The organism is Flagellimonas sp. L-11 (assembly GCF_056857735.1).
Map to the genome: position 1 here is coordinate 1 of NZ_JBSXNR010000011.1, position 13,103 is coordinate 13,103.

The 13,103-nt window shown below is 42.5% G+C and carries 11 protein-coding genes; 5 read left to right on the plus strand and 6 right to left on the minus strand.

Translation table 11 applies throughout. The annotated features are described in order from the left end of the window. Positions 1 to 566 precede the first annotated feature (566 nt). Positions 567 to 2,738, minus strand: coding sequence for an endonuclease MutS2 (locus AC13CC_RS00330; protein ID WP_482877366.1), 2,172 nt, complete (start codon positions 2,736 to 2,738; stop codon positions 567 to 569). Between the two features lie 227 nt (positions 2,739 to 2,965). Here AC13CC_RS00330 and AC13CC_RS00335 point away from each other — a divergent pair, with 227 nt between their 5' ends. Continuing rightward, positions 2,966 to 3,631 (plus strand): uracil-DNA glycosylase, encoded by a 666-nt coding sequence (locus AC13CC_RS00335; protein ID WP_482877368.1) that lies wholly within the window; start codon positions 2,966 to 2,968, stop codon positions 3,629 to 3,631. A 10-nt stretch (positions 3,632 to 3,641) separates the two neighbouring features. Here the strand turns inward: AC13CC_RS00335 and AC13CC_RS00340 are convergent, their stop codons facing one another. The 5 genes from AC13CC_RS00340 to AC13CC_RS00360 form a co-directional block, all read right to left on the minus strand. Then, on the minus strand, positions 3,642 to 4,490 hold the full coding sequence (locus AC13CC_RS00340) for a substrate-binding domain-containing protein (protein ID WP_482877370.1): 849 nt from the start codon (positions 4,488 to 4,490) through the stop codon (positions 3,642 to 3,644). 70 nt (positions 4,491 to 4,560) lie between these two features. Beyond that, positions 4,561 to 5,448 (minus strand): nucleoside phosphorylase, encoded by an 888-nt coding sequence (locus AC13CC_RS00345; RefSeq protein WP_482877372.1) that lies wholly within the window; start codon positions 5,446 to 5,448, stop codon positions 4,561 to 4,563. Positions 5,449 to 5,452: 4 nt separating this feature from the next. After that, positions 5,453 to 6,385 carry a DUF1835 domain-containing protein gene (locus AC13CC_RS00350; protein ID WP_482877374.1) on the minus strand — a complete coding sequence of 311 codons (933 nt, stop codon included), beginning with the start codon at positions 6,383 to 6,385 and terminating at the stop codon, positions 5,453 to 5,455. 144 nt (positions 6,386 to 6,529) lie between these two features. Beyond that, complete coding sequence (locus AC13CC_RS00355) at positions 6,530 to 6,859, minus strand: translation initiation factor (RefSeq protein ID WP_326277241.1); 330 nt, start codon at positions 6,857 to 6,859, stop codon at positions 6,530 to 6,532. A gap of 163 nt (positions 6,860 to 7,022) precedes the next feature. Further along, a complete protein-coding gene (locus AC13CC_RS00360; RefSeq protein ID WP_482877376.1) occupies positions 7,023 to 7,973 on the minus strand; it encodes an isopenicillin N synthase family dioxygenase in 951 nt (316 codons plus the stop codon). Between the two features lie 110 nt (positions 7,974 to 8,083). Between AC13CC_RS00360 and AC13CC_RS00365 the strand changes: the two genes are divergently transcribed. From AC13CC_RS00365 to AC13CC_RS00380, 4 genes are all read left to right on the plus strand, one after another. Then, a complete protein-coding gene (locus AC13CC_RS00365) occupies positions 8,084 to 10,063 on the plus strand; it encodes an alpha-ketoacid dehydrogenase subunit alpha/beta (RefSeq protein WP_482877378.1) in 1,980 nt (659 codons plus the stop codon). A gap of 86 nt (positions 10,064 to 10,149) precedes the next feature. Then, entirely contained in the window at positions 10,150 to 10,635 is a 486-nt protein-coding gene (locus tag AC13CC_RS00370; RefSeq protein WP_482877379.1) for a lipocalin-like domain-containing protein, read from the plus strand. Between the two features lie 4 nt (positions 10,636 to 10,639). Further along, positions 10,640 to 11,332, plus strand: coding sequence for a YiaD family glycine zipper/OmpA-like lipoprotein (locus AC13CC_RS00375; RefSeq protein ID WP_293163214.1), 693 nt, complete (start codon positions 10,640 to 10,642; stop codon positions 11,330 to 11,332). Positions 11,333 to 11,458: 126 nt separating this feature from the next. Next, on the plus strand, positions 11,459 to 13,000 hold the full coding sequence (locus tag AC13CC_RS00380) for an IS1182 family transposase (RefSeq protein ID WP_326280411.1): 1,542 nt from the start codon (positions 11,459 to 11,461) through the stop codon (positions 12,998 to 13,000). Positions 13,001 to 13,103 lie beyond the last annotated feature (103 nt).

The window sequence follows — 13,103 nt, forward strand, 5'->3', positions numbered from 1 at the left end:
AATCCTTGAAAACGGACGCATCTTCGTTCAAAAGCATCAAAAACACAACATATAAATGAAAAATGCCACTAAAACCAATATGGTTCAGTGGCATTTAGTTTAATGTTCATGAAAAAGCAGGCTTACTCCTGAATGTCCCTACAACAAACAACTAATGATTGTAGTAGGTTTTCAGAAGTAGGGCTGGCTATCAAATTTTCGACAATGAATCGTTATAAAAGTTCCCTTGCAAGAATCACAAGAATTTAAAGATTAGCTCTTGAGGGTTGTTTTTTATGATTGTCCAAGTCCAAAGTTTCCAAATCTTGAAAGGTTCCGCAAGAAACCTGCCTCTTAATAAGTGATTGTGACTTTTTTCGTTTGGTACGCGATTCTATTTCCTTATTTAAAAAATTCACGGGAAAATATTTTATCCAAAAACGAGTTCAGAGCTGTTTTATTATTTAATACACAATTAAATTACTGAAATTCAGTATAATTAATCCAATTTATTTAAAAAAGTATATTGGTTAATTTAAATTCTGTTTGTTTATCCTTTTGAAGAACCCAAGGTAGGAATAAATCTGTTACTTCTTCGCCTCTACCAATTCCAATTGGTCCACGCTTACGTTGGTGGTAAACATGCCGTAATTCACCACGGCCTTGCCTTTCTCCAAGGAGTCAATGCTGCCCACGGCCTTGCCGTCCATTAAACGGACGCGGTCACCTACCTTAAAAACAGGTCGCGGTTTGTTCTTTTCGGCCTTAATTTCTTTTTCCTTTTTAATTTTCTTCTCTACCCGTACTTTTTTGATTTTTTGCTCCAATTCTTGGGCCACTTGTTTTTTCTCTTGTTGCTTGGCCTTTGCTTTTTTAGCCGTGATTTTTTTACGCTTGCTGTTTTCTGTTTCCACAATGCGGAGCATCTCGGAAATTAACGGTCTTTTTTTCTTGTCGATAAAGTATTTCTCCGCGGCGGTGTTCACTTTGTTGCCCAGTTGGATCATACGCTGGTTGTGGTCGTACATTTCTTGGTAGCTCTCCAGTTTGGATTTGATCTTGGAGTTGAGCTGTTCCAATCGTTCCGATTCTTCACGGGCCTTGGCTTCCTCATCTTTGAGCTTGGAGCCCGTTTCCACCATTTTACTGCGCTCTTTTTGCAGTTTGGCAATCGTGGCATCAAAACGGACCTTTCCGCGTTCAATTTTCTTCTTTGCCTTATTAATCAAGGAGTAGGGGATGCCGTTCTTTTGGGCCACCTCAAATGTAAAGGAGCTTCCCGCTTCGCCCAAAACCAACTGAAAGGTAGGCTCCAAGGTTTTGGAGTTGAACAGCATATTGGCGTTGGTGGCATGTGGTAGTTCGTTGGCCAAAGCCTTTAAATTGGCATAGTGAGTGGTAATTACCCCATAAGCTTCTCGCTCGTAGAACACTTCCAAAAAAGCTTCCGCCAAAGCACCGCCCAATTCGGGGTCACTGCCCGTACCAAATTCATCGATCAAGAACAGGGTTTTATCGTTGCACTTTCTTAAAAAGCGGTTCATGTTTTTGAGTCGATAACTGTATGTGCTCAAATGATTTTCAATGGATTGATTGTCTCCGATATCCGTCAAAATTTGATCAAAAAAGCAAACGGAACTACGCTCGTGCACGGGAATCAACATTCCGCTTTGAAGCATTACTTGAAGCAGTCCAATTGTTTTTAATGTGATACTTTTCCCCCCTGCGTTAGGCCCGGAAATTACTATAATGCGGTTCTCTTGGTGCAGTTTTATGGTCTGTGGCCAGGTTTTCTCATTCTTTCGTTTGTTGGAAAGATAAAGTAACGGGTGGTAGGCATCCCGAAGATACAGTTCCCGCTCCTCATTGATTTCCGGCAATAAACCGTTCATTTCGCTCGCGTACCTTGCTTTGGCTGCTGTAATATCTGTATCGGAAAGATGCTTTTGATATTCCTGTAACAACTCCCAATATGGTCGAATCTCGTCGGTGAGCTTGTTCAGGATGCGCTGGATTTCTTCTTTCTCCTCAAACTCAAGATTATTGAGTTCTCTGGTGTAGGACAAGGTGGCCTCTGGCACAATGTACACAATGCTTCCTGTTTTGGATGTGCCCATGACGGTACCTTTCACCTTTTTGCGGTGCATGGCCTTTACGGCCAACACCCTACGGTTTTCCACAACGGACTCACGGATTTCATCCAAAAAATCCGAGGATTGATAACGCCCAAGGGCCGCACTAAAACTTTGGTTGATTTTACTGCGCACCTCATTGATCTGGCTGCGGATGTATCTCAGCTCATCCGACGCGGAATCTTTGATTTCCCCAAACTTGTCGATAACATCATCAATTGCATCCGGAATTTCAGGATGCAACTCCAGGGCATTCACTTTATCAAAAAGCAACGGATAGTATTCCTTGAACTTTTTAAAGAATTTCTGATGGATGGCCACCGTTTTGCAGATGTCACCAATTTTTCGAAAGCCCGAAATTTCCAAGGTACTGTTGTCAATCTTGAGCAGCCCCAATTCACTGTTGATATGGTCAAAACCGTGATTGGGAATGCGGTTGTCGTTGGAAAAAGACGCCAAATACTCCGAAGTCTGCCCCAATACATCCATCAATTCATCTTTGTGGCGGAATGGTTGTATGGTGAACGCATCTTCTTTCCCCAATTCTGTATTGCATCGCGCGGCGATTTGGGTCAATACCGTTGGGAACTCTAGATCCTGAAGTGTTTTGGGGTGAATGTTTCGCATCTTTTTCTACTAGCAGCGCAAATATAGGATTTTGAAGGGTTTTTGAAGGTGGGCATCTGGTAAAAACAATTCGCTTTGCGTACTTTTGATTCCATACTCAAATTTGTACTAAAGTGAGGACTGACAATACCGTGATCTACATTATTGCAGGCGTTATCTTGCTGCATTTTTTGGTGGGCATAGGGTATTTGATCTATAAATTGACCAAAAAGAAGTAAAGTGATTATATGGAGGTAAACATTGAGCCTAGTTGGAAAGCACAATTGAACAACGAGTTTGAACAACCTTACTTTCAGCAATTGGTTGCTTTTGTGAAGCAGGAATACCAGCAGAATACTTGTTACCCAAAGGGTAAGGACATTTTTTCTGCCTTTGATTATTGTCCATTCCAAGAAACCAAAGTGGTCATCATTGGTCAAGATCCCTACCATGGGCCGAACCAAGCGAATGGGTTGTGCTTTTCCGTAAAAGATGGTATTCCGCATCCGCCATCCTTGGTCAATATTTTTAAGGAAATTAAAACCGATGTTGAAAAGCCTTATCCCAAAAGCGGTAATTTGGAACGTTGGGCAGACCAAGGTGTACTTTTGTTGAACGCTACGCTAACGGTAAGAGCGCATCAGGCGGCGAGCCACCAAAATAAGGGTTGGGAACAATTTACCGATGCGGTTATAAAAACAGTTTCCACCGAACTGGAAGGTGTTGTTTTTCTGCTTTGGGGCGGATTTGCCAAGAAGAAATCATCCCTAATCGATAAAAGCAAGCACCATATTCTGACTTCTGGACATCCATCGCCTTTGAGTGCCAATCGTGGGCTGTGGTTCGGTAATCAACATTTCAGCAAAACAAACAAGTTACTGGCCCAGATGGGCAAAGAGCCGATTGATTGGTGAAAATGTCAGGTTATTTCCAAAGGAATTTTGAAGCGTCTTTGACTTCCTCAATCAAATTAAGGTCAAATAGTCTGGAATGCACCTCGTTCACGGTTTCTTCAGAAAGTTGTTCTTGTCCCCACGTAGTTTTGGATAGCCATTCTTGGATATCCTCCAGTTTTTGCTCGTATCTGTTGGATAGTGTTCTATCAATACTTGGAATTTGTTTAAACTCCGAGGTGTAGGTATTTATCACCTCCAAAATATGGCGCAACACGCCTACGTTTTCTTTTAGAAATGCATCCGAAGCAGCAATCACAAAACAAGGCCAAGGGGTAGGGCAGTCGCTCACTCGTTTAAAGGTTCCGTTGTCCACGAGCGGTTTGGTGGTAAAGTGCTCCCACATAAAATAGGCATTGGAGCCATTTGTGAGGTTTTCTACGGCGCCATCAAGGTTGTTTACGATTTCAAATTCGAGGTTTTCGGTGTCCCATCCTTGGTTTTGTGCATTGATGTAGGCCATTAAATGACTGCCACTACCCATACGGCTGATGGCAATTTTGTCATCTTTTAATGAGGTGATGGAGTGTCGGTCGCTATTTGCATCTACATGGATGCCCCAGAGCAAGGGAGAAGAGACGTATACCTGAACAATTTTACTTGGATTGCCCTGCGAAATACTTTTTATAATGCCCTCCGTAAGAATGATACCCATGTCCGCTTCACCATCTTGAAGCATTTGGGTCATTTTTCCCGTTCCTTCGGGAATATCCGTCCATTCCAATTGAATACCGCGGTCTTCAAAGGCATTATCTTCCATGGCAAGGTGCCAAGGCAGGTTAAAATGTTCGGGGACCCCAATAATTTTTACTTTTTTCATGCGTCTTTTTCTTTGCAGTTTAAAGTTATGATTCCGTTCGGTATCTTTCAAGAAAATAAGAATGGAAAAATTATATCAGATGACTTTTGGCAATACGTTCCAAGGTATACTGAATCAATTCATCAACTGCTTTATGCCCTTGTTTGGAGAACTCGCCAGTGGCCCTGTTGGCCAATATCACATTAAGGGAAACAGCTCGGTGTCCATGTAGTTTTGCAATACCGTAAATGGCTGCTGTTTCCATTTCTAGGTTGGTTATTCTCAAATCTCCAAATGAAAAACCCGCTAGCTTTTCATTGAAATCGGCAATGGCCGGGTTTAAGCGTAACACCCTTCCTTGTGGTCCATAAAATCCTGAATTTGTAGCAGTTAAACCTAATCGTATACGATTGGAAGTGAAAATATCTGCTAAATCCTTATCAAAATCGACCGCATAGGGGTGGATATTGTACTTACTCCAATTTAAGTAGGCTGCAAGTGCTTGTTCCATCTCTTTGTTTTTGATGTGCCCGCAATCATAGAAATGTAAAAGATTGTCAAGGCCAATACCAGTGGCGCTCATCAAAAAGGAATCAACAGGGATATCTAGTTGCAAAGAGCCAGATGTACCGACCCGTATAAAACTGAGCTGTTTTTTTTGGGACTTTATTTGTCGAGATTGAAAATCTATGTTCGCCAAGGCATCCAACTCATTAAAAACAATATCAATATTGTCCGTTCCGATGCCTGTAGAAACAACAGAAATACGTTTACCTGAATAATAGCCAGTATGGGTGACAAATTCTCGCTTACTTTTCTTTATTTCGATGGAATCAAAGTATTTGGATACCTCGCGCACCCGTTCTGGGTCACCAACCGCAATAATGGTGGTGGCAATGTCATCTGGAAGAAGATTTAGATGGTAAATGCTCCCATCAGGATTCAGAATAAGCTCTGAACTGCCCAAAGATGAGCCCATTTTATTATAATTTAAGGATTCGGTCCGTATCGCTATTGTATAGGAAGTTATACTTTAAAGAACCCCCTAGATACATTTGATTATCACGTAGTTCCGAATAGTAATTTGCTTCTTGCTTTAATACGTGCAATCCTTTTTTGGTCAATTTTACAGGGTCAAAAGAACTGAACAAAGGTTTCAAGGAAGAAATCATGCGTTCGTATTGGGTATCCCCAAAACCATAAAAACCTTGGTTGGTCAATAAATTCTCCAAAAGCTCTTTTTTGGATTTAGGTTTTTCTTGTTTGGCCACTTCCAAAATATGGTTTTCCAAATCGTTAAGCCCATTTTTAATGGTAGGGAAGCGTTTAAGGTGAGTTTTCAGTGCATCCGATAGGTATTCAAACTGAAAATCGTTGTTGGCAATCTGGTTTTCCAAGCGAATAGGATTGTCGCTGCAATAGAGCTGCCATATATAATCGGCGTATTCAATATCATCCTGCGAAAGAACCTTCCTTTTGTCGTAAAGATCAAGTAACTTTTCGTCGCCGAGTTCATTTAAACCATAAAGTTTACTGGAGCCTTCCACTTTGCCACTACAGACCAACGAGATTTCGGCATGCCTTCTGTGCTGTTTTAGCCAGCTAAGTACGGCAAGCATGTTGATTTGGCAAAAGAGGTCGTATTCAAACCACAGTACAATATGGTCCTGTTGCTTGTGGTTGCAGAGTGACCGATATTCCTTGAGGGTTTTTTCTATGAACCAGGATTTGGAGACTTTGTAATTTTTGTTTAGGAACTCGAACCTTGTTTTCCAAAACGATTCGCTTCCTACCGTGGAGAGGGTTTTGCCTTCGCAAAGCATTTCTCTCCAGGTAATTACATCCCCTTTTAAATCTAAAGACTGTAATCTGGACGTGAAACTGTCCCCGTTGGTTATATGCAACAGTGATTTCATTTTCAGCTCAGTTTTCGTTGGTTAGGAAGAATAAAAGTAAGGTTTAAAGCAAGAACACAAAAATTTTTTCACAAAACATTGGTATTCCGATCAAGTTTTTAACATGAAATAAAAAGTAAATCAATTTTTTGTTGATTTATCGAGTCATCCACCGACACGCTTTACGGAAAAGCCGTTTTTTTTGAGATAGTCCATAATTTTATCCCTGTAATCACCTTGGATGATGATGGTTTCGTTTTTAAAGCTTCCGCCCACGCCCAAGAGTGTTTTTAGGTCTTTGGTCAATTTCTTAAAATCACTATCGGCTCCGTTGTACCCATCAAGAATGGTTACAGGTTTCCCTTTTCTCTTTTCGTATTTGCAGATAATGGGGTCGTCTTGTAGCCAATAAGAGGGCTTTTCTTTGTCATTATCGGGCTCTTCTTCTGGTTCGTGGTCTGGAAATAAATTTTTAAGCTGATCTCCTAAGTCCATTATTGTTGTTTTTGTATATCAGTAATTGTACCAGCGACCTTGAAGGTTTGTGCCGATGCTTTGTTTTTGTCCTCTTGAGCGCAGTCGAAAGGCAGACAAAAACATCTCGACTGCGCTCGATATGACATTTGGATTGACCACTGGTACAATTGTGTATAATCGATTATTTTTTTATCAATCCTAGTTCTATCAATCTTTCGTGTAGATACGCTCCTGCGGTAATGTCCTCAAAAGCCTTGGGATGCTCATTATCAATACAGTTTTCCAGGCAGTTTAACGGCATATCGCTAACAGGGTGCATAAAAAACGGAATGGAATAGCGGGAAGTGCCCCAAAGTTCCTTCGGTGGATTGACCACTTGATGTATGGTTGATTTTAACTTGTTATTGGATAGTCTGGAGAGCATATCCCCAACATTGATCATCAATTGGTCAGGTCTTGCAATGGCATCCACCCAGTTTCCTTTGTGGTCTTTTACCTGAAGTCCTTTACCGTGAGCCCCCATCAATAAAGTAATAAGGTTAATGTCCCCATGTGCCGCTGCTCTCACCGCATTTTTGGGCTCCTCAGTGATTGGCGGATAGTGGATGGGCCTTAAGATGGAGTTGCCGTTCTTTATGTAGTCATCAAAATAGGTTTCTTCCAAACCAAGGTGCAAAGCCAAAGCGCGAAGCACATACTTTGCGGTTTTCTCCAGCATTTTATACGTTTCCTTTCCAACATTGTTAAAGTCGGGAAGCTCCTTTACGGTAACATTGTCAGGGTATTCAGCTTCCAGTTCGGGATTGTCTTCCACATATTGGCCGAAATGCCAAAATTCCTTCAGGTCGCCTTCTTTTTTGCCTTTCGCATGCTCTTTTCCAAAGGAAGTGTATCCTCTTTGTCCTCCAATGCCTACAATTTCATACTTATCCTTAACCTCTTGTGGCAGATTAAAGAACTTTTTTATTTCGGCATAAAGATTTTCCACTAACTCATCCGATAAAAAATGTCCGCTCAGTGCCACAAAACCGATATCCTCAAAAGCAGCCCCGATTTCTTTGACAAACTTTTCTTTTCTTTTTGGGTCGCCCGAAACAAAATCTTTCAGGTCTATACTTGGAATAGCACTCATATTGTCATCTTTGAAATAATGTCAAAAATAGGGAATAATGCTGAAGGTTTTAGAATTTTAAAGCGTTTTGAAAGGCTTTTTACTACATTTAACCAATAGAATTTTATTGTATGAGGTATCATATTGGCAGCTTGGAACATGAAAAGTTGTTGGATTTGTACAAAGGCATGCTTAAGCCGAGAATGATAGAGGAAAAGATGTTAATTCTTCTAAGGCAGGGCAAAATTTCCAAATGGTTTAGCGGTATAGGACAGGAGGCTATTTCCGTGGGTGTTACAAAGGCGCTCAAGGAAAGTGAGTATATCCTCCCCATGCATCGAAATCTAGGTGTTTTTACCTCCAGAAATATTCCTTTGAACCGACTTTTTGCGCAATGGCAAGGAAAACAAAGCGGTTTTACCCAAGGTAGGGACCGTAGTTTCCATTTTGGAACTCAGGAATACAAGATTGTTGGCATGATCTCGCATCTGGGCCCTCAACTCGGGGTGGCCGATGGTATTGCTTTGGCCGATATGTTAAGGAGAAAGAAACGGGTAACGGCCGTTTTTACAGGTGAAGGCGCGACCAGTGAAGGGGATTTTCATGAAGCCTTGAACGTGGCCTCTGTTTGGAACCTGCCCGTGTTGTTCTGTGTTGAGAACAATGGTTATGGGCTTTCCACACCAACCAACGAGCAATACAATTGTGAACATTTGGCGGATAGGGCCAAAGGGTATGGCATTGAGTCCAGAATTATTGATGGCAACAACATCTTAGAAGTGTACGCCAAAGTGGATCAATTGTGCAAAGCCATTCGGAGGAGGCCGCGACCAGTGCTTTTGGAATTCAAAACGTTTCGGATGCGAGGGCACGAAGAGGCAAGCGGAACCAAATATGTTCCGGATAAGTTGATTAAGGAATGGGAAAAGAAAGACCCTATTTCCAATTATGAAAATTTTCTGTTGGAAGAAGGAGTGCTTACCGAGGAAAATATTGAAGCGATCAAGCAAGACATTACTGAAGAAATCAATACCAATTTGAAGCTTGCTTTTGATGAGCCTGAAGTTTTCCTAAATGAAACTAAAGAATTAAATGAGGTATATCAAGAATTTAATTATCAGAATATTGAACCTGAATCAAACGAATCTGAAAACATTCGATTTGTTGATGCCATTTCGCAAGGATTAGAGCAATCCATGTACCGCCACAACGAACTCATTATTATGGGGCAAGATGTCGCGGATTACGGGGGTGTTTTCAAAATTACCGAAGGTTTTGTGCCCAAATTTGGAAAAAGTCGGGTACGAAATACACCCATTTGTGAGTCGGTGATTGTTTCCGCAGCCATGGGATTATCCATTAACGGAATGAAATCCGTGGTTGAAATGCAGTTTGCCGATTTTGTGAGTTCTGGGTTCAACCCTATTGTCAACTATTTGGCAAAAGTGCATTATCGTTGGAACGAAAAAGCCGATGTGGTCATCCGAATGCCCTGCGGTGGTGGTGTAGGGGCAGGACCCTTCCATTCCCAGACCAATGAAGCTTGGTTCACCAAAACCCCTGGACTCAAAGTGGTTTATCCTGCATTCCCTTATGATGCCAAAGGATTGTTGGCCACAGCGGTTAACGACCCCAATCCCGTGCTGTTTTTTGAGCACAAAGGGTTGTATCGAAGTGTTAAAGGTGATGTTCCTAAAGATTACTACACCTTGCCGTTTGGCAAGGCCAAACTTTTAAGGGAAGGGAACTCCCTAACGGTGGTTACCTATGGTGCAGGCGTACATTGGGCTTTGGAAATTCTCGAAAAACACCCTGAAATTGCTACAGATTTGATTGATTTGCGAACGCTTCAACCATTGGACACCGAAACTATTTTCAATTCGGCAAAAAAGACCGGGAAATTGATCGTGCTTCATGAAGACACCTTATTTGGAGGTATTGCCAGCGATATATCGGCCTTGGTCATGGAAAACTGTTTTGAGTTTCTGGACGCTCCCATAAAAAGAGTCGGCAGTTTGGAAACCCCAGTACCCTTTGCAAAACCACTTGAAGCCAATTATTTACCAAAAAACCGATTCGAATCAGCATTAATTGAACTATATCAATATTAAAATCAGTTGTTTAACTTTTTTTTGATAATTTAACAACTATAAACACGTCCCCAAACGTATATTTTTTGAACATTAACTTAATACTTATGATAAAACGATCACTTTTACTTTTCACGGTGATGGGACTTCTATTCTCATCGTGTTCCATTTCCAAAAGCGCTAGAGCACAGCGAAATTTGTTTAGTGGAACTTGGAACTTGGACAATGTTTACTACGAAAACAATACCGGAAACTTTAAATCCGTCATTTTCAACGATGCAGAGGACATCTGCTTTGAGGATAGCGAATGGTTTTTTAGAGACAACAATAGTACTGGGAGATACACCATAGCCCAAAGCTCGCTTTGTCAAGGAGGCGACCGTTTTTTTAGATGGTCCGTAGTGGAGCCGCAACAGAGTTACCAAAGCCAGCTTCAATTTAAGTTTATTGACGATAAGCGAAAGGATATTTCCGGTGGGTACGGATACCGTTTGAACATCGTTAACCTGTCCGAACAATCCATGACCCTTAAATCCAATGTGTCGGTTGACGGTACACCCGTTACTGTTGTTTATGAATTCTCAAAAAAATAATTCCATGAAAAATATAGTTTTAAAAGGGGCAACGGCTTTTTTGGCGTTGACCATGATTATTGGTTGTGATGCCATCAAAAATGCGAACAATACCCAAAAAGGTGCCGCAATTGGTGCCGGTGGCGGTGCCGTTATTGGTGGTGTAATTGGTAACAATGTAGGAAAAGGAAATACAGCTCTTGGCGCCATTATCGGAGCTGTGGTCGGCGGTGCTGCCGGTGGTTACATTGGTAATCGCATGGACAGGCAAGCTGAAAGAATTGAACAGGAAATCCCAGGTGCAGAAGTGCAAAGGGTAGGAGAGGGCATCAATGTTACCTTTAGTGGTGAGAACGGTGTTTATTTTGACACCAATAAGTCTGACATTAAAGGAGCTTCCGCTACCACATTGGACAAATTGGCCGGAATTTTTATGGAATATCCTAAAACCAATATTTTGGTGGAAGGACATACCGATAGCGATGGTGCCGCCGATTACAACATGGGGCTTTCCCAACGTAGGGCACAGGCCGTAACCGGGTATTTGGTGGCCAAAGGCATTTCCAGTGGACGTTTTACCACCAAATGGTATGGCGAAGAACAACCTGTGGAAAGCAACGATACCGCTTCAGGTAAAGCAGCAAACAGACGAGTGGAATTAGCTATTATTGCCTCTGACGAATTGAAAGAGGAGGCTTACGAGCAGACCGAAAATTAATTTTTTCCGCACCTAAATTGTATGAAGCTGTCTCATAACCGGGACAGCTTTTTTATTGAATATACAGGAGCATTTGCTTGTTTTCATCCTGTATTTAGCGTAAATTATAGTCTGATAACCAGACGTATGAACACCAATTTTCAAGATTACAACCAACAGCAAAATTGGCTTTTTCCACCCAGCATAGAAGAACTGATCCCGCAGAACCATCCGGTGCGTGTGGTCAATGGGGTGATCGAACAACTTGACCTAGGGTTGCTCGTTGCAGAGTACAGCCGGGAGGGTAAACCGAGCTACCATCCCAAAATGATGCTCAAGGTAATGGTCTATGCTTATATGGACAACACCTACTCCTCCAGGAAGATCGAAAAGGCCATGCGCGAGAACATCAATTATATGTGGCTGTCCGCCCGACAGGTAGCCGATCACAACACCATCGCCCGTTTCCGTAGCAAAAAACTCAAGACCATCTTCAAGGATATCTTCAAGCAGGTGGTACTGCTCCTGGCCGAGGAAGGACTGGTCACCCTTAAGGAAGTCTTTACCGATGGCACCAAGATAGAGTCTATGGCAGGTCGGTACACCTTTGTATGGGGCAATGCCATCAAAACGCGCAGGGAGAAAATGTCAGAACAGCTGGAAGAGCTTTGGCAGTACGCCCAGAGCGTGGCCGATGAAGAGGACAAAGATCCAACACCACCGGACTTCACGAAAATGGACAGGGAGAAAGTGGAAAGGACCGCCCAAAAGATCAATAAAATACTCAAGGGAAACCCCGGGGTCGGCAGCAAACAGAGGGCCAAAGCACGGTACATTGAAAAGCACTTTCCCGCCAATATAGAAAAGTACGAAGGGCAGGAAGCGCTACTGGCCGGGCGCAACAGTTACAGCAAGACCGATCCCGACGCCACCTTCATGCGGATGAAAGAGGACCATATGCAGAACGGGCAGCTCAAGCCCGGTTACAACGTACAGATCAGTTCCGAGTCACAGTTTATCATCCATTACAGTCTCCACCAGACCACCAATGACATCCACACGCTCAAACCGCACCTGCAGACCTATGAATACCTTTACGGGGCACTCCCCGAAAACCTGACCGCCGATGCCGGCTACGGCAGTGAGGAGAACTATGGGTACCTTGAAAATGTGGGAATCGAGGGCTACGTGAAGTACAACACCTTTGACAAAGAGGAACAGACCTACAAATCCAAGAAAAAGAAAAATGGAAAGGACGATTTTAACAGAAATAACCTACACTATAATGCGGAAGGTGACTATTACGTATGCCCGATGGGACAGCATATGGAGCGAACACACGATCAGAAAAGGACCACCAAATCCGGTTACCGGCAAACAACCAGTATTTACCAGGCCAGGAACTGCCAGGGCTGCTCACTGCGCGGAATGTGCCATAAGTCAAAATACGACCGAAAAGTAGAGCGCAACCACCAACTGGAACGTCACAAAGAGGCCGTCAGGAAAAGGCTCACCAGCGAAGAGGGCATAGAAAGGCGAAAAAGACGGACCGCGGATGTGGAACCGGTGTTCGGTCATATCAAATCGAACCGTAACTTCAAACGATTTACCCATAAAGGAATCAAAAAGGTGGAATTGGAGTTCGGATTGCACGCATTGGCCCACAATATGCGCAAAAAAGCGGCATAGGGCCACTTGGAAAATTTATCCCTTCACCAAAATAGGAAAATTAAGAGGTCAAAGACACCAAATTAAAAAACCGCCCCATTCTGTGAAATGAGACGGCTTCTTT

Coding starts and splice junctions, on each gene's coding strand:
- AC13CC_RS00330 (WP_482877366.1), bottom strand. CDS start 2,738: ATGCGAAACATTCACCCCAAAACACTTCAGGATCTAGAGTTCCCAACG.
- AC13CC_RS00335 (WP_482877368.1), top strand. CDS start 2,966: ATGGAGGTAAACATTGAGCCTAGTTGGAAAGCACAATTGAACAACGAG.
- AC13CC_RS00340 (WP_482877370.1), bottom strand. CDS start 4,490: ATGAAAAAAGTAAAAATTATTGGGGTCCCCGAACATTTTAACCTGCCT.
- AC13CC_RS00345 (WP_482877372.1), bottom strand. CDS start 5,448: ATGGGCTCATCTTTGGGCAGTTCAGAGCTTATTCTGAATCCTGATGGG.
- AC13CC_RS00350 (WP_482877374.1), bottom strand. CDS start 6,385: ATGAAATCACTGTTGCATATAACCAACGGGGACAGTTTCACGTCCAGA.
- AC13CC_RS00355 (WP_326277241.1), bottom strand. CDS start 6,859: ATGGACTTAGGAGATCAGCTTAAAAATTTATTTCCAGACCACGAACCA.
- AC13CC_RS00360 (WP_482877376.1), bottom strand. CDS start 7,973: ATGAGTGCTATTCCAAGTATAGACCTGAAAGATTTTGTTTCGGGCGAC.
- AC13CC_RS00365 (WP_482877378.1), top strand. CDS start 8,084: ATGAGGTATCATATTGGCAGCTTGGAACATGAAAAGTTGTTGGATTTG.
- AC13CC_RS00370 (WP_482877379.1), top strand. CDS start 10,150: ATGATAAAACGATCACTTTTACTTTTCACGGTGATGGGACTTCTATTC.
- AC13CC_RS00375 (WP_293163214.1), top strand. CDS start 10,640: ATGAAAAATATAGTTTTAAAAGGGGCAACGGCTTTTTTGGCGTTGACC.
- AC13CC_RS00380 (WP_326280411.1), top strand. CDS start 11,459: ATGAACACCAATTTTCAAGATTACAACCAACAGCAAAATTGGCTTTTT.